The sequence below is a fragment of the Sphingomonas sp. BK345 genome (assembly GCF_014193845.1).
Lineage (GTDB): Bacteria > Pseudomonadota > Alphaproteobacteria > Sphingomonadales > Sphingomonadaceae > Sphingomonas.
Map to the genome: position 1 here is coordinate 313,957 of NZ_JACHZX010000002.1, position 15,774 is coordinate 329,730.

Below are 15,774 nucleotides of genomic sequence, written 5' to 3' on the forward strand. Positions count from 1 at the left end.
CCTATCGCACCTTCTTACCCGCCGCCAGCGCGCGTTCGCGTGCCTCGCGATGGCCGATCAGCATCGCGGGATAATCGTCCGGGCGGCAGCCCGCCGCCTCGGGGTCGTGGATCGCGGGATCGGGCAGATGCTTGAGCTCAGGCACCCAGTGGCGAATATAGTCGCCGGCGGCGAACTTCTCCGACTGGCCGATCGGCGCCATGATGCGACCGAACATGTTGGCGTCGACTCCGGTGCCCGCGACCCACTGCCAGTTGACCGAGTTGTTGCCGTAATCGGCGTCCACGAGGCAGTCCCAGAACCACCGCTCGCCCTCGCGCCAATCGATCAGCAGGTGCTTCACGAGGAACGATGCGGTGATCATGCGCACGCGATTGTGCATCCAGCCGCTCTGCCAGAGCTGGCGCATCCCGGCGTCGACGATCGGATAACCGGTGCGTCCGCGCTGCCACGCCTGCAGGTCGCGCCGTGCCGCCGTGCCGCTGCGCCACGGCAGCGTATCGTAGCGGCGGCGACCGTTGACGTCGGCGTAATCGGGTAACGCGCTCACCACGCCGTCGGTGAAATCGCGCCATGCAAGTTCCTTGCGGAAGGTCGTGTCGGCGCCGGCGGTGGCGTGCCAGACGGTGCGCGCCGACACCTCGCCGAAGTGCAGGTGCGGCGAGAGCCGCGACGTGCCCTCCTCGCTCGGCAGGTTGCGTCGCTCGTCATAGCCGTCGAGCGCGAGCTGCTCGACCTTGCGCAGCGCCTCGGCCTCGCCCGGCGTCCAGTCGAACCCGCCCGACCAGTCGGGCGTGGTCGGCAGCAGGTTCCAGTCAGCGAGCGAGTCGCTCTGCGGCCAGGTGTCGGGCGCGGGGATGGTGCGCGGCGCGGCGAGCGGCTTCTCAGGCGGCAGGTGCGGCTGCAGCCCTTTCCAGAAGGACGAGTAGATCCGGTACGGCGCGCCGCTGCCGGTGGTGACGTCCTCGATTCGCGTGAGGTGATTGCCGTCATACAGGCAGAGCCGCTCGCCGAGCGCCGCCTCGGCATCGCGCCACCATGGCTCATAGTGACGGACGGCATGGACGCGCTCGGCGCCGGTCTCGTCGAGCAGCGCGTTTAAAACGTCGGCCGCCCGACCGCGCCGCAGGATCAGTCGGCTACCCTTCTTCCCAAGCGACACCGACAGCGCGGCGAGGCTGTGATGTAGCCACCAGCGCTGCGCCTCGCCGATCTTCCACGCGCCGGGCGCCTCGTCGTCGAGCACGTAGATCGGGATCACCGCGCCGCTATGCGCGGCCGCGACCAACGCGGGCTGGTCATGGAGGCGGAGATCCTGGCGCAGCCATAAAAGGTCGGTCATCGCGAGGGTTACGTTCCAGGTCGGAGGCTGGTTCCTGATCCAGGTTGTGAGAACCCGACGGCGGCATGCTCGTGCCCCGTCAAAGGCCGGGGGCCAGTTTGGAGAATCTTCGTGGTTCGCGTCCGACTCGATGAACCTTGAGCCCCAACGCCGGTCAGGCGCGCCTGAGAGTCCGCTCCTCCGCACGCCGACCTCGGCCGGGGCTCGAAACGAGCTAGGACGCACATCGCCGCTTCAAACCGGCGACGACTCGCTCTAGGCGATCTCGCATGACCGACACGCGCGAGACCGGCTTCGACTTCCTCCCCAAGTTCGATGCGGCCGGGCTGGTCACCGCCGTGGTCACCGACCGTGTCAGCGGCGAGCTGCTGATGGTAGCGCACATGAACGCGGCCGCGATCGCGGCCACGCGGGCGACCGGCGAGGCGACCTTCTTCTCGCGCAGTCGCGGGCGGCTGTGGAAGAAGGGCGAGACCTCGGGCAACGTCCTGCGCGTCGTCGAGCTGCGCGTCGACTGCGACCAGGACGCCCTGTGGCTGATCGTCGATCCGGCCGGACCCGCCTGCCACACCGGCGCGCGCAGCTGCTTCTACCGCGGGGTAGCCCTCGGCGCGGCGCACACAGAGGGCGCGCTGAGCCCAGTGGCGTGATCCGCGGCGCACTCGTGTTCGCTGCGCTGCTGCTCGCCGGCTGCGACCGCGCCGCGCCGTCGAACGCACCGCGTGAGCCCGCGGGAGTCGCCTTGGAGCGCGCCGCCGAAGCCGCTGGGCTCATCGCGGCGCCGGTGCGGGACCGACCGGTCGGCGTCTTCGCGTCGGAGACCGCGCGGCTCTGCCTCGTCCCGGAAAGCGGCGGCGCCCTGAGCGCGGGCGCGAGCGTCGATTACGGCGCCGGTCAGCGCTGCGTCGCGCGCGGCGTGGCGCGTGCCGGGGCGGTGATGACGGCGGAATGGGGCAGGGGCTGTACGGTCGAGCTCCGCTACGATGGCGATGCGCTTGTCTTCCCGGCGACCTTTCCCGCGGGCTGCGAGCCGCGTTGCTCCGGCCGCGCCTCGCTCGCGGGGCTCCGGCTGGAGCGGTTGAGCGACTCCGTCGCCGAGGCACGCCGGACGCGCGGTGCCGACGGTCGGCTGCTGTGCGGTGACGACTAGCCGATCGCGCTGGTTGACGTTCACGTAAAGGGAAGCTACCCAGCTCGTCATGAGCGACCTTCTCGACGCGTCTGCCGCTTATGCTGTCGTGCCGCCGCGCGCGGACCGCGATCATTTCACCATCACCGATCTGTCGGCCGAGTTCGGCGTCACGCCGCGTGCGTTGCGTTTCTACGAGGACGAGGGGCTGATCGCGCCTGAGCGGCGCGGGATGGTGCGGATCTACTCGCACCGCGATCGCGCGCGACTGGCCTGGATTCTGCGCGGCAAGCGCGTCGGCTTCAGCCTCGCCGACATCCGCGAGATGATCGACCTCTACGACGTCGGCGACGGCCGGCAGAAGCAGCGCGCGGTGGCGATCGAGCGCTGCCGCGAGCGCATCGCCGCGCTCGAGCAACAGAAGCACGATATCGACGCCGCGATCACCGAGCTGGCCGAGTTCCTGACGGTGGTCGAGGGTGGGAAAGCCAAGGAAAGCTGAGACGATGCCGCAATATACTCCCCCCGTCCGCGACACCCGCTTCGTGCTCGAGCAGGTGATCGGGCTCGATCGCTACGCCAACGTCCCCGGCTTCGCCGCCGCCACGCCCGACACGGTCGAGGCGGTGCTGGAGGAGGGCGGGCGCTTCGTCGCCGAGGTGCTGTTCCCGCTCAACCAGTCGGGCGATCAGGAAGGCTGCACGCGCCACGCCGACGGCAGCGTCACCACGCCGAAGGGCTTCAAGGAAGCGTACCGGCAGTTCGTCGAGTCGGGCTGGGGCACGCTGAGCGCGCCCGAGGCGTTCGGCGGGCAGGGGATGCCGCACGTCGTCTCCACCGCCTTCCAGGAATATATGATCTCGGCGAACATGGCGTTCGCGATGTACCCCGGCCTCGCGCACGGCGCGATCGCGGCGCTGGTGGTGAAGGGCAGCCCGGAGCAGCAGCAGAAGTATCTGCCCAAGATGGTGTCGGGCGAGTGGGGCGGCACGATGAACCTCACCGAGCCGCAGTGCGGCACCGACCTCGGGCTGATCCGCACCCGCGCCGAGCCGCAGGCCGACGGCAGCTACACGATCACCGGCACCAAGATCTTCATCTCGGCGGGCGAGCACGACCTGACCGACAATATCATCCACCTCGTGCTGGCGAAGACGCCGGGCGCACCCGACAGCTCCAAGGGCATCTCGCTGTTCGTGGTGCCCAAGGTGCTGGTCGAGGACGACGGCTCGCTTGGCGTGCGCAACGCGGTGACGTGCGGCTCGATCGAGCACAAGATGGGCATCCACGCCAACTCGACCTGCGTGATGAACTATGACGGCGCCACCGGCTGGCTCGTCGGCGAGGAGATGAAGGGGCTCGCCGCGATGTTCATCATGATGAACGCGGCGCGGCTCGGTGTCGGGTTGCAGGGGCTCGGCGTGGCGGAGACCGCGTACCAGAATGCGGTGCAGTACGCGAGGGACCGGCGGCAGGGCCGCGCGCTCACCGGGCCGGCCGAGCCGGGCGAGAAGGCGGACACGTTGTTCGTCCACCCCGACGTTCGCCGCATGCTGATGGAGGGCAAGGCCTGGACCGAGGGGCTGCGCGCACTATGCCTCTGGGGCGCGCTCCAGGCCGATCTCGAGCATCACGCCACCGACGAGACCGAGCGCCAGCTCGCCGGTGACCTGCTCGGGTTGCTCACCCCGGTGATCAAGGGCGTCGGCACCGACCGCGGCTACGAGATCGCGACCAACGCGCAGCAGGTCTATGGCGGGCACGGCTACATCGCCGAGTGGGGCATGGAGCAGTATGTCCGCGACGCACGCATCGCGATGATCTACGAGGGCACCAACGGCGTCCAGGCGATGGATCTGGTCGGGCGCAAGCTCGCGCTCAACGGCGGCCGCGCGGTGCAGGCGTTCGGCAAGCTGGTCATGGACGAGATCGCGGTGGGCAAGGCCCAGACGGCCACCGTCGACCTCGCGGCGCGGCTGGAGAAGGCCGCGGGCGAGCTGCAGGCGGCGACGATGTGGTTCCTCGCCAACGGCATGAAGGATCCGAACAACGTCGGCGCGGGAGCGGTCCCGTACATGCACCTCGTCGGCGTGGTCGCGGTCGGGCTGATGTGGCTGCGCATGGCGGGCGCGGCGTCGCGGCTCAAGGCAGAGGGGGCGGGCGACGCCGCCTTCCTCGACGCCAAGCTGGTGACGGCGCGCTTTTTCGCCGAGCGCGTGCTGCCCGAGGCGGGCGCGCTGCGTCGCAAGATCGAGGGCGGCGCCGAGGCGATCATGGCGCTGCCGCCGGACATGTTCGCGGCGGCGTGAGGAAGCTGAAGATCCTCGCCGCTCGCGGGGAGTGCGGGTTTCGGCTTGCCTTCAGCAAGCCAAGATGGTGTCCGGGGGACACCATCTCGCCCACAGTGGCAGCGCGTTAGCGCTGACGGAGGGGGCTCTCCGCGCGCGGGCCGGTGTGTTCGGGGCGAGCCCCCTCCACCACCCGGCTGCGCCGGGCGGTCCCCCTTCCCGCGAGCGGGGAGGATCTGACGGTCTCGCACCGCTCTCCTTCAGTGGAGGGGCTGGGGCTTCGCCGCGGAAGCGGGGTTCGTGGCGCCGCCGGCATCCGGTCGGTCCGACCTCGGCAACGTGCGACGCAGTTCACCTGATGCGCTCGAAGGCGAGGGGCTTTTCCCTCCCGCTTCCTCGCGCCGCCGCACGCCGTCCAGCGGCTCCGACCCGGACGGCGCCGCTCCCGACGGCGGGGCGAGCTGCGAGACCGCCTGGCGGCGCATGCACAGGCCCGGGCCCGTGCGCGGGAACTCCTTGCAGTTCCACAGCATCCGCTCGATCCCCGCGTCCTTGTTGCGGAGATAGCTGAATGACATCGCCGCGATCTGCGGCGGCGTCATCGTCGCCGACCCCGGCAGCTGCGCGCGATCCGTCCAGCCCATGAACTTGCACCGCGCGCGCTCGCCGCACGCCGCGCGCGCGGCGTCGATATAGCGCTCGGGCGAGTCGCTACCCAGCAGCATCGCGAAGGCGTCCTCATCACCCACCAGCGGCGTCGCCGCCGGTGCCGGCGCGCCCGCGCCCGCGAGCAATGGCGCCGCCGCGGCGGTCGCGGTCTCCGCCTCGGTCAGCGCGGCCCCGAGCTGGTGCGCGGGCGACACCGGTGCCAGCGCGGCGATCACCGGCTCGGCGCTCGACACCGTGCGGCGAAAGGCAGGGGGCGTGCCCCACCAGCCGGTCCAGCGAAAGAACAGATGGGTGTGGACCTCGGCGATCTTGTCGAGGCTGGAGCTCCAATAGGGCACCACCCAATCGGTATGGTAATGCGTGGCATAGCCGACCTTCTTCTCGACCTTGCCCGCCAGCGCGTCCGCCGCGACCCTGCGCGCGCGCTCCCACGCCGGCGCGCTGGGATGCCGCGCCAGCGCACCGTCGCAGGTGAAGGTGAACTGGCACCCGGTGTTGCGCTCCGCGCCCTGGAACACGACGCCGCATACCGTCTTCGGGAAAGCGGGATGGCGCAGACGGTTGAGCACCACCTGCACCACCGCGCGCTGGCCGGCGGGATCGTCGCCGGCCTCGTACCAGGCCGCGGCGGCAAGACAGTCGGTCGCGCGCGCCAGCGCGGCGCTGTCGCCGGCGAAGCGGAACGGCTGCGCCGCCGGCTTGGGCCCGCGCACGAAGGGGATGCCGGCGTTGTAGGCGCGCGCCTCCTCGGCGGTGAGGTCCTGCAGTTCGACCGGCTCGACCTCGGGCAGCTCGGTCGGGGGCGCGACCCGCTGCGGCGGGCGCACCTTGGCGGCGATCGCACGCGGCACTGCGGGTGCGCGCTGGATCACCACCAGCGGGCCCATGATCGCCAGCAGCGCGATGCCGCCGAGGATCGCGCCCGTCCGAGTGCCGACGCCGCCCAGCTCAATTCTCCGGCAGGAAGTCCGGCACCGAGAGATAGCGCTCGCCGGTGTCGTAGTTGAAGCCGAGCACGCGCACGTCGTCGGGCAGGTCGGGCAACTTTTGCAGGATCGCGGCGAGCGTCGCGCCCGAGGAGATGCCGACCAGCATGCCTTCCTCGCGTGCGGCGCGGCGCGCCATGTCCTTGGCCACCGCGGCGTCGACCTCGATCACGCCGTCGAGCGCCTGGGTGTGGAGGTTGGCGGGGATAAAGCCAGCGCCGATCCCCTGGATCGGGTGCGGCCCGGCCTGGCCGCCCGAGATCACCGGCGAGGCCTGAGGTTCGACCGCGAAGACTTTAAGATTAGGCCATTCCTTCTTCAGCGTCTCGGCCACGCCGGTGATGTGGCCGCCGGTGCCGACGCCGGTGATGATGACGTCGATCGGCGAGTCGCGGAAATCCTTGAGGATCTCCTGCGCGGTGGTGCGGACATGGACGTCGACGTTGGCGGGGTTCTCGAACTGCTGCGGCATCCACGCGCCCGGCGTCTGCTCGACCAGCTCGAGCGCGCGCTCGATCGCCCCCTTCATGCCCTTCTCGCGCGGGGTGAGATCGAACTGCGCGCCATAGGCGAGCATCAGCCGGCGGCGCTCGAGGCTCATGCTCTCGGGCATGACCAGGATCAGCTTATAGCCCTTCACCGCGGCGACCATGGCGAGGCCGATCCCGGTGTTGCCGCTGGTCGGCTCGACGATTGTGCCGCCCGGCTGGAGCGCGCCCGACGCCTCGGCCGCCTCGATCATCGCCAGCGCGATGCGGTCCTTGATCGAGCCGCCGGGATTGGATCGCTCGGACTTGATCCACACTTCCGAGCCCGGGAACAGCTTGCGGACTCGGATATGCGGCGTGTTGCCGATCGTCTCCAGGATGGTCTGGGCCTTCATGGCTGCGCTACTCCGTGCTGGGGTTCTGTCTCTAGCATCTCGGGCGGGTCAAAGGTCCGTGCGTTCTTGAGTTCCGGGAACAGCCGCGACCACAGCAGCGTGATCGCGATCGCGCCGACCCCGCCGAACACCACCGCGCCGACCGGTCCGAGCAGCGACGCCATCAACCCGCTCTCCGCCTCGCCGAGCTCGTTAGAGGCCGAGATGGTGAGCTGCGACACCGCGCTGACGCGGCCGCGCATCGAGTCGGGCGTGTGGAGCTGGATCAGCGAGGTGCGGACATAGACCGACACCATGTCCGCCCCGCCCGCGACGATCAGTCCGACGAGGCTAAGCAGGAAGTCGGTCTGGAGCACCGGCAGCCCGGCACCGAGCGCGACATGGGTGATGCCGAGCGCATCGGTTACCTGCGTCGCCACGCCGAAGGTGAGGATGCCGAGCCCGAAGACCACCACCGAGGCGAGCATCTTCACGCCGACGTTGCGCTTCATCGGCCGGAACGAGAACCAGATCGCCGTGCTCGCCGCGCCGATCCCCATCCCTGCCGCGAGCACGCCGAGCCCGGAGGCGCCGACCTGGAGGATGTCGCGCGCGAAGATCGGCAGCAGCGCGGTCGCGCCCGCCAGCAGCACGGCGAACAGGTCGAGCGTGATCGCCGCGAGCACCAGCCGGTTGCGGCGGACATAGGCGAAGCCGTCGAGGATGCGCTGAAGCGGGCGGCGGTCCTTCTGCGCGGGCGGCTGCGGCACCTTGCCGATCAGGAACATCAGCCCGAGCGCGAGCAGCAGCAGCCCCGAGATGACCCCGTACGCCACGTCGGGGTGGATCGCGTAGAGCAGCCCGCCGACGCTCGGCCCCGCGATCGTGCCGAACTGCCAGGCGATCGAGGAGATCGCGATCGCGGTCGGCAGGCTTTCCTTGGGCACGAGATTCGGCGCCAGCGCGGAATAGGCCGGCCCCGAGAAGGCGCGGGCGACCCCGATCAGGACAGCGGACACGAAAAGATATGGAAGGCCAAGCTGACCCGACCAGGTGAGCAGCCCCAGCGTCGCGGCGTTGAGCACCAGCAGCGCGGTGGTGCCGCGCACGATCCAGCGCCGGTCCACCGTGTCCGCCACCAGTCCGACCACGGGCGTCAGCAGGAACAGGGGGATGAACTGCACCAGCCCGATCATGCCGAGGAGAAAGGCGGCGTCGCGGATGTCCAGGGTCTGGCGCGCGAGGCCATAGACCTGCCAGCCGATGATGATCGCCTGCGCGCTGATAGCGATGGTGCCCGAGAAGCGCGCCAGCCAGTAAGCGCGAAAATTGGCGATGCGCAAAGGATGGCGCGGCGCGGCCGGCGGGTCGATCGGAGCGTGCATCGGACCAGCGGCGTAGACCCGCGCTGAAACCCTTGCAACCCGGTGGGGTTTGCAGTCCGACGCGACCCGCGCCTATAGGCGCCCATCTCCCCAAGGAATGAGGTCCTGTCCATCGTGGCAAAAGCCCCAGCACGCAGCCCGGCAATGGCCGGCGATACGCCCCCCGCCGACCCGATGAAGACGAATCGCGAGCGCCCGTCGGACCCGCGTCCGTATGAGGCGAGCAAGGAAGAGCTGCTCAAATTCTACGAGGACATGCTGCTGATCCGCCGCTTCGAGGAGAAGGCCGGGCAGCTCTATGGTCTCGGCCTGATCGGCGGCTTCTGCCACCTCTATATCGGTCAGGAAGCGGTCGCGGTCGGGCTCCAGTCGGCGCTGACCGATGCCGATTCGGTGATCACCGGCTATCGCGACCACGGCCATATGCTGCTGTGCGGGATCCCGCCCAAGGACGTGATGGCGGAGCTGACCGGGCGTCAGGCCGGCATCTCCAAGGGCAAGGGCGGCTCGATGCACATGTTCAGCGTCGAGCATAAGTTCTACGGTGGCCACGGCATCGTCGGCGCACAGGTGTCGCTCGGCGCCGGTCTCGCCTTCAAGCACAAGTACAGCGAGGACGGCGGCGTCTGCCTCGCCTATTTCGGCGACGGTGCGGCCAACCAGGGCCAGGTGTACGAGGCCTTCAACATGGCCGAGCTGTGGAAGCTCCCGATCATCTTCGTGATCGAGAACAACCAGTACGCCATGGGCACCAGCGTCAACCGCGCCTCGTCCGAGGACCAGCTGTACAAGCGCGGCGAGAGCTTCCGCATTCCCGGCCTGCAGATCGACGGCATGGACGTGCTGGCGGCGCGCGGCGCGGCGGAGGAGGCGCTCGCCTGGGTACGCGCGGGCAAGGGGCCGATCATCCTCGAGATGAAGACCTATCGCTATCGCGGCCACTCGATGTCCGATCCCGCCAAATACCGCTCGCGCGACGAGGTGCAGGCGGTGCGCGACAAGTCCGACCCGATCGAGGCGGTGAAGCGGACGCTGTCGGAGCTGCACGGCGCCAAGGAAGAGGACTTCAAGGCGATCGAGCAGCGTATCCGCAAGCAGGTCAACGAGTCGGCCGATTTCGCCGAGAGCACCCCCGAGCCGGATCCTGCCGAACTGTATACCGACGTCCTGGTGGAGAAGTATTGAGATGGCGATCGACATCAAGATGCCGGCGCTGTCCCCGACGATGGAGGAGGGCACGCTCGCCAAGTGGCTCGTCAAGGAAGGCGACACGGTGAAGTCCGGCGACATCATGGCCGAGATCGAGACCGATAAGGCGACGATGGAGTTCGAGGCGGTCGACGAGGGCACCGTCACCAAGATCCTGGTGGCCGAGGGCACCGACGGGGTGAAGGTCGGCACCGTGATCCTGCAGCTCGCCGGCGAGGGCGAGGAGGCGGGGTCGGCGGACTCGGCCGGTGCCGCCGCGACCAAGGACGATTCGCCGCGCGGCGACGCGCAGGCCGACGAGAAGAAGTCGGACACGGTCGAGGACTCGGCGCACCCCGCGCAGGAGAAGGTCGATACCGGCGCGCGCCAGCTGTTCGAGGCCGCTTCGCACACGTCCGAGGTGAGCGACCCGGCGGTGCCCGCGGGTACCGAGATGGTGAAGCAGACCGTCCGCGAGGCGCTGCGCGACGCGATGGCCGAGGAGATGCGCGCCGACGCGCGCGTGTTCGTGATGGGCGAGGAGGTCGCGCAGTACCAGGGCGCCTATAAGGTGACCCAGGGCCTGCTCGACGAGTTCGGCGACAAGCGCGTGATCGATACGCCGATCACCGAATACGGCTTCGCCGGCGTCGGCACCGGCGCGGCGATGGGCGGGCTGAAGCCGATCGTCGAGTTCATGACGTTCAACTTCGCCATGCAGGCGATCGACCATATCATCAACTCGGCCGCGAAGACCAACTACATGTCGGGCGGCCAGATGCGCTGCCCGATCGTGTTCCGCGGCCCCAACGGCGCGGCGAGCCGAGTCGGCGCGCAGCACTCGCAGAACTACGGCCCGTGGTACGCCAGCGTCCCCGGCCTGATCGTGATCGCGCCCTATGACGCGGCCGACGCCAAGGGCCTGCTCAAGGCGGCGATCCGCAGCCAGGACCCGGTCGTGTTCCTCGAGAACGAGCTGCTCTACGGCCGCTCGTTCGAGGTGCCCAAGCTGGACGATTGGGTGCTGCCGATCGGCAAGGCGCGCATCATGCGCCAGGGCAAGGACGTGACGATCGTGAGCTACTCGATCGGCGTCGGGCTCGCGCTAGAGGCGGCCGAGAAGCTGGCGGGCGAGGGCTTCGAGGCCGAGGTGATCGACCTGCGCACGCTGCGCCCGCTCGACACCAAGACGGTGCTCAAGAGCCTCGCCAAGACCAACCGCCTGGTGGTGGTGGAAGAGGGCTGGCCGACCTGCTCCATCGCCTCGGAGATCGCCGCGGTGGTGATGGAGCAGGGCTTCGACGACCTCGACGCCCCGGTGCTGCGCGTCACCAACGAGGACGTGCCGCTGCCCTATGCCGCCAACCTCGAGAAGCTGGCGCTGATCTCCGCGGACAAGATCGTCGCCGCGGTGAAGAAAGTGACCTACCGCAAGTGACCGTGCCGGCGAAGCGGGTAAGTGGCGCGCGCGCCACTTACCCGCTTCCGTGGTGCGCCATTCGTTGCGCGATGATCTACACGTGACGCTCGCTGTCGCTTACAACCCGTCCGCGGTCGTGCACTTGCTCTTGGCGGGAAACTGATCGACCGAGGAGGGCGTCTGGAACTGCGTGCTGCGCGCGCGATAAGTCGCGGTGCGGGTGATCGCGGTGCCGAGATCGATCCAGCCGAAGGGTCGGCGGCTGATCAGCGGCTGGTAATCGTAGGTCACCTGCACGTGGAACAGGATCTCATCCAGCGGCAGCGCCCGGCTGGCCGGCAGGGTCGCCAGCGCGCTCGACTGTGCGCAGCCGAGCAGCGGGGTCGCCGCGACGTAATTGCCGTCGAAGCGCTGCCACAGAAAGCGCTTCTCGATCACGCCGTCGCCGTCGTTGTCGGTCCCCTTCACGCTGCTGATCACCACGCGCCCGTGGTTGCGCAGGTCGAAAGGCTGAGCGGTGATGTCGATCGCGCTGAACAGGTCGTAGATCTGCTTCTCGCTCGCGCCGACCGAGCCGACGCCGCTCTGCGCCACCAGATCCGCCGTCATCGAGGCGAGCCGCTGCGCGCGATTGTTCGCCATCACCCAGTTGGCGAACTCGAGCCCGGTGAGCACGAAACCGAGGAACAGCGGCATGACGAGCGCGAGCTCGAGCATGGCCACGGCGCGGCGCTCGCGGGCGAGCCGGGCGAGCAGAGCGCGGGCGCTCACGAGGTGCGGCTCACGGCTTCGTTGCGCACCACGGTGGTGGCCGAGAGGTTGATCAGCGACCCCATCGCCCACTGCGTGCCGAGGAAGCCGAACAGCACCTTCTTGGGGTAGCGTACGGTGATGCTCAACACGTCGCCGGCGCCACCCATCGTCCCGGTGATCGGGGTGGCAGGGTCCCATTTACCGTTCTTGTTGCGGTCGGTGAAGGTCTCGCCCAGGTCGTACTTGCCGTTGCGGTTGGCGTCGGCATAGACTTCCGGATAGGCCGTGCTGAAATCAGCGAAGACGCGCGTATCGATCGACATCTGCTGGCCGGTGGCGAGCGGGAAGCTGCTCATCGCGGTGGTGATGCTCTGGCGCATCACCGTATCGCGCGCGGCCTGGCTGTTGTCGACGCTCGCGGTGGCGACGCGCGCGGCCTCGACCACGGCGCCGTCGAGCACCATGCGCGCGACCAGCATATGGCCGAGCTCGATCGTGCCGCACACCGCGCTGAGCACCACCGGCAGGATCAGCGCGAACTCGATCACGGTGGCGCCGCGGCGATCGCGGACGAGGGCGAGCGCGCGCGTCATTGCGTCAGGTGCAGGTCGACGAGCTCGGCCGCGACGTTCTGGAACGCGGCGTTGAGCTGGGTGGCATCGCTGGTACGATACACGCGACCGGGAGCACAGGCGTTAAAGACGTTGTCGACCGCGGTGCTGTTCTTCACCAGCGTGATGATGTAAACGTCGGGGGCGTTATCTTCTCGCTGTATATTGGCGCAGGTCTTTGCGAAACGGCGCAGCATCTGTTCCTCGGCGCTGTCGCTGGTGGAAGAAATCGCTAGGTCGGACCAGCGCCCGTACCAAGTAAAGGTGCGATCGATATAGTTGTTCTGTGCTTCCGTGACTTCATTGAGGCCGTCGGTCATGAAGACGATAGCGCGGCGCGGCTTCTCGGCGGGTAGCCCGGTCGGCCGGGGGCGCGTGAAGACGTCGTCGCGGACGAGCAGGCGGTAACCCCATAGCAGGCCGGTGTGATGGATCGTGCCGTTCGCCGGCTTGATGGCGGCGTTCTTGTCGCGAATGTAGGACGTGTACTCCGCTTTCGTGCGATTGTAGAGCGGCAGCATCGCTTCCTCAGGGCACTGCCAGTTGGGGCTGTTACCTGGGGTGTTGCCACTTGTCATGACAACGGAGGTACTGGGCTTGGCAGCCCAGGAGCTGTATTTTGGCAGCCGTGTCCAGTCGACTTTCCAGTTCGCGCCGATGCGAGTGCCGTCGCCGGATGCGTAATAACTGTCGTCCAGCCTGCGGATCACGTCGTTCTGCGTATTCGCGCTGCCATCCTCGTTCAATCCCATGTAATAATCATAAAGCCAAGACCGGTAGGCCGCGCTGTTGACCAGCTTCTGAGCGCCTGCGGCACCTTCGGGGGAAGCGTCGAGGCGATACAGATTCGAATTTCCGGCGGCCTGATAATAGTCGCTATCTTGATCGATAAGCTTGTTCGTGGGCACGCCGCCCGTGGCGGGCTTCTTGAACGTAGGAACATATATAGGCGGGATGAAGTAAGGCGCGACCGTCGGATTGCTTCCCTCGCCGGGAAGGGTGCGGGTGACGTCCCAGGCGTTCGGCTCGGACACGAAGCGATCGGCGCTCAGATCGCGCACCGTCGCGTCGTTCATGACGCAACCCTTCCACGCATAGGGATTGCTCGGCCAGGCGCCCCAATCGTTGACGAACCCGGCGTTGAAGCCGACCACGGGCGTGACCGAGTTGGGCCGCGCCTTCTCGAGCAATCTGCCGACGTTCACCGTGATGTCATAGGGGATGAAGCCGAGCGCAAGGTCCTTGCGCTGCGTCCCGCCCTGAAAGAGGATGTCGACGAAGCTGTTCGACGCGTCCTTGAGCGCCTGGATGCGCGTCTTGCCGTTCGACAAGGGATCCGCCATCGAGCCGGTGTTGTCGAGCACCACCATGACCTCGAGCGTGCGCGGCTGGAGTTCGGCCTTGGCCACGGCGCGCATCGTCACGTCGCGAAAGCCGAACAGCCGCATGAACGACATGTCGAGCGTCGCCGCGGCGTTGACGGTGGTGACGTTGACGCCGTTGACGACCGCGAAGGTCGGCGTGACGATCACGTTGGTGGTGCCCATGTAGGCGGGCGAGCGCGAGAAATTGCCGTCGAAATAGGAGTCGACCTGCTTGCTGCGGCTGTTCGGGCTGTTGTCGGTGACGCCGAAGGCGCGCGCGCCGGCCAGCGCGGCGGCGTCGACCCCGGCTTGCAGCTGCGACTTGACGATATACATGCGGCCGACGTCGATTGCGCTGCCGAGCGAGCCGATGCCGACGACCAGTCCCGCTGCCATGATCCCGATCGTCGAGCCGCGCCGATCGTGCAGGAGTGGCGTCAGTCGGTAGCGGAGCGACGGGAACAAGCGGGATCGGCTGCGCATCTGATACCTTCCGGTGCGCGGGCGGCGCGAACGTGGTGGAGCGACCGTTAGCGTGATCAAGGTTGATAAATCGCCAACGCTACCCGGTGCGGCGACCGAGCGCGCGCTCGTGCTCGGCTATGCGCCCGGCGACGCGCGCGACGGGCTCGCCGCTTTGCTCGCGCTCGACGAGCGGCTCGGCGCGATCCTGCGCACCACGCGCGAGCCGCTGGTGGGGCAGATGCGGCTGACCTGGTGGTATGAGGCGCTGGAGGCCTTGGACCATGCGCCCGCACCTGCCGAGCCGGTGCTGGCCACCCTGAGCCAGAAAGTGGTCGCGCAAGTACCGGGGACGGTGCTGGCGCGGCAGATCGAGGGCTGGGAGGCCTTGCTCGACACGCCGCTGACGATCGGCGCGCTGGAGGCGCATGCGAGGGCGCGCGGCGGCGGCCTCTTCGCCGCGGCCGCGACGCTGCTCGCGACGCCGCCGAACGACACGATCGTCCGGAGCGGGGAGGGCTGGGTGCTTGCCGATCTGGCGCGACACCTGAGTGATTCTGCGCTGGCTACCGCCGCACACGCCGCCGCGCTGGAGCGCCTGTCGGGCGCGCTCGACCAGCGCTGGCCGGCGCGCGTGCGTGCGCTGGGGGCGCTCGCCTGGCTGGCGCGACTCGACCTCACGCACCCGACTCGGCCAGCGGGTCATCCGACCCGCGCGGCGCGGCTGCTTTGGCACCGCCTTTCCGGGCGATAACGGCGGGCGCTTGCACGCCGTCGCCGGCGCCCGATAGCCTCCGCCGCACGTGGTGGGGAGATGAGGCATGTGGCGGTATCTGGCGGGCGGCGTGGCCGCCCTGCTGCTGGTGGCGGGTGGCTGGCTGATCGTCGGCGGTCAGGCGCGTTCGGGCGCGCCGACCAGTGCTCCCCCGGCGGCACGGCCGAGCGACACGGCGGCGTCGTCCGCACCGGCACCCGATTTGCCCGAGGCGAGCGACGCCACGCGCGCGCACCGGCGCTTCGAGCGGTTCGATCGCGACCGCGACGGCAAGGTCACGCGCGCCGAATATCTCGAGCCGCGCCGCAAGGCCTTCGCCAAACTGGACCGCGACGGCGACGGCAAGCTCAGCTTCGCCGAATGGGCCGCCCGTACCGTCGACCGTTTCGCCGCGGCCGATCGCGACCGATCGGGCGCGCTCGACGAGAAGGAGTTCGCGGCGACGGCGCCGAAGCGCAAGCAGCGGCGCACGAGCCCCTGCCCGGAGTCGGCGCACGCCGACGATTGAGCGCGCGCTCTCGCCCGCGATCGACCTGCGTC

15 protein-coding genes are annotated in these 15,774 nt (G+C 68.8%); 8 read left to right on the forward strand and 7 right to left on the reverse strand.

The window, feature by feature from the left end:
• Nucleotide 1: 1 nt before the first annotated feature.
• Complete coding sequence (locus tag FHY03_RS06590) at nucleotides 2-1,342, reverse strand: deoxyribodipyrimidine photo-lyase (protein ID WP_183929628.1); 1,341 nt, start codon at nucleotides 1,340-1,342, stop codon at nucleotides 2-4.
• Nucleotides 1,343-1,611: 269 nt separating this feature from the next.
• Between FHY03_RS06590 and hisI the strand changes: the two genes are divergently transcribed.
• From hisI to FHY03_RS06610, 4 genes are read left to right on the forward strand one after another with little or no spacing between them, the layout of a single operon-like run.
• Nucleotides 1,612-1,992: a phosphoribosyl-AMP cyclohydrolase gene (gene hisI / locus FHY03_RS06595; protein ID WP_183920805.1), complete on the forward strand. Its 381-nt coding sequence runs from the start codon at nucleotides 1,612-1,614 to the stop codon at nucleotides 1,990-1,992.
• The gene (locus FHY03_RS06600; RefSeq protein WP_183920804.1) at nucleotides 1,989-2,492 is read left to right on the forward strand and encodes a hypothetical protein; all 504 of its coding nucleotides are present in this window, start codon (nucleotides 1,989-1,991) and stop codon (nucleotides 2,490-2,492) included. Before hisI ends, FHY03_RS06600 begins: the two co-directional genes overlap by 4 nt.
• Nucleotides 2,493-2,541: 49 nt before the next feature.
• Nucleotides 2,542-2,973 (forward strand): MerR family DNA-binding transcriptional regulator, encoded by a 432-nt coding sequence (locus FHY03_RS06605; RefSeq protein ID WP_183920803.1) that lies wholly within the window; start codon nucleotides 2,542-2,544, stop codon nucleotides 2,971-2,973.
• Between the two features lie 4 nt (nucleotides 2,974-2,977).
• Complete coding sequence (locus tag FHY03_RS06610; protein ID WP_183929630.1) at nucleotides 2,978-4,780, forward strand: acyl-CoA dehydrogenase C-terminal domain-containing protein; 1,803 nt, start codon at nucleotides 2,978-2,980, stop codon at nucleotides 4,778-4,780.
• 239 nt (nucleotides 4,781-5,019) lie between these two features.
• Here FHY03_RS06610 and FHY03_RS06615 read toward each other — a convergent pair whose 3' ends face one another.
• The 3 genes from FHY03_RS06615 to FHY03_RS06625 form a co-directional block, all read right to left on the reverse strand.
• On the reverse strand, nucleotides 5,020-6,315 hold the full coding sequence (locus FHY03_RS06615) for a cell wall hydrolase (RefSeq protein WP_183929632.1): 1,296 nt from the start codon (nucleotides 6,313-6,315) through the stop codon (nucleotides 5,020-5,022).
• A gap of 61 nt (nucleotides 6,316-6,376) precedes the next feature.
• Nucleotides 6,377-7,297, reverse strand: coding sequence for a cysteine synthase A (gene cysK / locus FHY03_RS06620; protein ID WP_183929634.1), 921 nt, complete (start codon nucleotides 7,295-7,297; stop codon nucleotides 6,377-6,379).
• Nucleotides 7,294-8,661, reverse strand: coding sequence for an MFS transporter (locus FHY03_RS06625; RefSeq protein WP_183920799.1), 1,368 nt, complete (start codon nucleotides 8,659-8,661; stop codon nucleotides 7,294-7,296). The genes cysK and FHY03_RS06625 overlap by 4 nt, the downstream gene beginning before the upstream one ends.
• Before the next feature lie 174 nt (nucleotides 8,662-8,835).
• Here FHY03_RS06625 and pdhA point away from each other — a divergent pair, with 174 nt between their 5' ends.
• Together pdhA and FHY03_RS06635 are read left to right on the forward strand one after the other, a co-directional pair.
• Nucleotides 8,836-9,846, forward strand: a complete 1,011-nt coding sequence (gene pdhA, locus FHY03_RS06630; protein WP_260158750.1) for a pyruvate dehydrogenase (acetyl-transferring) E1 component subunit alpha — start codon at nucleotides 8,836-8,838, stop codon at nucleotides 9,844-9,846.
• A gap of 1 nt (nucleotide 9,847) precedes the next feature.
• Nucleotides 9,848-11,287, forward strand: a complete 1,440-nt coding sequence (locus tag FHY03_RS06635) for a pyruvate dehydrogenase complex E1 component subunit beta (RefSeq protein WP_183929635.1) — start codon at nucleotides 9,848-9,850, stop codon at nucleotides 11,285-11,287.
• Nucleotides 11,288-11,386: 99 nt separating this feature from the next.
• Here FHY03_RS06635 and FHY03_RS06640 read toward each other — a convergent pair whose 3' ends face one another.
• The 3 genes from FHY03_RS06640 to FHY03_RS06650 are packed head-to-tail and all read right to left on the reverse strand — an operon-like array spanning nucleotide 11,387 to nucleotide 14,480.
• Complete coding sequence (locus FHY03_RS06640; protein ID WP_311721326.1) at nucleotides 11,387-12,040, reverse strand: pilus assembly protein; 654 nt, start codon at nucleotides 12,038-12,040, stop codon at nucleotides 11,387-11,389.
• Nucleotides 12,037-12,615, reverse strand: a complete 579-nt coding sequence (locus FHY03_RS06645) for a TadE/TadG family type IV pilus assembly protein (RefSeq protein WP_183929638.1) — start codon at nucleotides 12,613-12,615, stop codon at nucleotides 12,037-12,039. The genes FHY03_RS06640 and FHY03_RS06645 overlap by 4 nt, the downstream gene beginning before the upstream one ends.
• Entirely contained in the window at nucleotides 12,612-14,480 is a 1,869-nt protein-coding gene (locus FHY03_RS06650) for a pilus assembly protein TadG-related protein (RefSeq protein WP_183920795.1), read from the reverse strand. Before FHY03_RS06650 ends, FHY03_RS06645 begins: the two co-directional genes overlap by 4 nt.
• 52 nt (nucleotides 14,481-14,532) lie before the next feature.
• Between FHY03_RS06650 and FHY03_RS06655 the strand changes: the two genes are divergently transcribed.
• Both FHY03_RS06655 and FHY03_RS06660 read left to right on the forward strand, forming a co-directional pair.
• On the forward strand, nucleotides 14,533-15,213 hold the full coding sequence (locus FHY03_RS06655; protein ID WP_311721327.1) for a squalene/phytoene synthase family protein: 681 nt from the start codon (nucleotides 14,533-14,535) through the stop codon (nucleotides 15,211-15,213).
• 67 nt (nucleotides 15,214-15,280) lie between these two features.
• Nucleotides 15,281-15,742 carry an EF-hand domain-containing protein gene (locus FHY03_RS06660; RefSeq protein ID WP_183929640.1) on the forward strand — a complete coding sequence of 154 codons (462 nt, stop codon included), beginning with the start codon at nucleotides 15,281-15,283 and terminating at the stop codon, nucleotides 15,740-15,742.
• Nucleotides 15,743-15,774 lie beyond the last annotated feature (32 nt).

Bases quoted from the DNA above. Each gene is read 5' to 3' on its own strand.
- FHY03_RS06605 (WP_183920803.1), top strand. From the start codon at position 2,542: ATGAGCGACCTTCTCGACGCGTCTGCCGCTTATGCTGTCGTGCCGCCG.
- FHY03_RS06610 (WP_183929630.1), top strand. From the start codon at position 2,978: ATGCCGCAATATACTCCCCCCGTCCGCGACACCCGCTTCGTGCTCGAG.
- FHY03_RS06635 (WP_183929635.1), top strand. From the start codon at position 9,848: ATGGCGATCGACATCAAGATGCCGGCGCTGTCCCCGACGATGGAGGAG.
- hisI (WP_183920805.1), top strand. From the start codon at position 1,612: ATGACCGACACGCGCGAGACCGGCTTCGACTTCCTCCCCAAGTTCGAT.
- FHY03_RS06625 (WP_183920799.1), bottom strand. From the start codon at position 8,661: ATGCACGCTCCGATCGACCCGCCGGCCGCGCCGCGCCATCCTTTGCGC.
- pdhA (WP_260158750.1), top strand. From the start codon at position 8,836: ATGAAGACGAATCGCGAGCGCCCGTCGGACCCGCGTCCGTATGAGGCG.
- FHY03_RS06660 (WP_183929640.1), top strand. From the start codon at position 15,281: ATGTGGCGGTATCTGGCGGGCGGCGTGGCCGCCCTGCTGCTGGTGGCG.
- cysK (WP_183929634.1), bottom strand. From the start codon at position 7,297: ATGAAGGCCCAGACCATCCTGGAGACGATCGGCAACACGCCGCATATC.
- FHY03_RS06615 (WP_183929632.1), bottom strand. From the start codon at position 6,315: ATGGGCCCGCTGGTGGTGATCCAGCGCGCACCCGCAGTGCCGCGTGCG.
- FHY03_RS06645 (WP_183929638.1), bottom strand. From the start codon at position 12,615: ATGACGCGCGCGCTCGCCCTCGTCCGCGATCGCCGCGGCGCCACCGTG.
- FHY03_RS06650 (WP_183920795.1), bottom strand. From the start codon at position 14,480: ATGCGCAGCCGATCCCGCTTGTTCCCGTCGCTCCGCTACCGACTGACG.
- FHY03_RS06590 (WP_183929628.1), bottom strand. From the start codon at position 1,342: ATGACCGACCTTTTATGGCTGCGCCAGGATCTCCGCCTCCATGACCAG.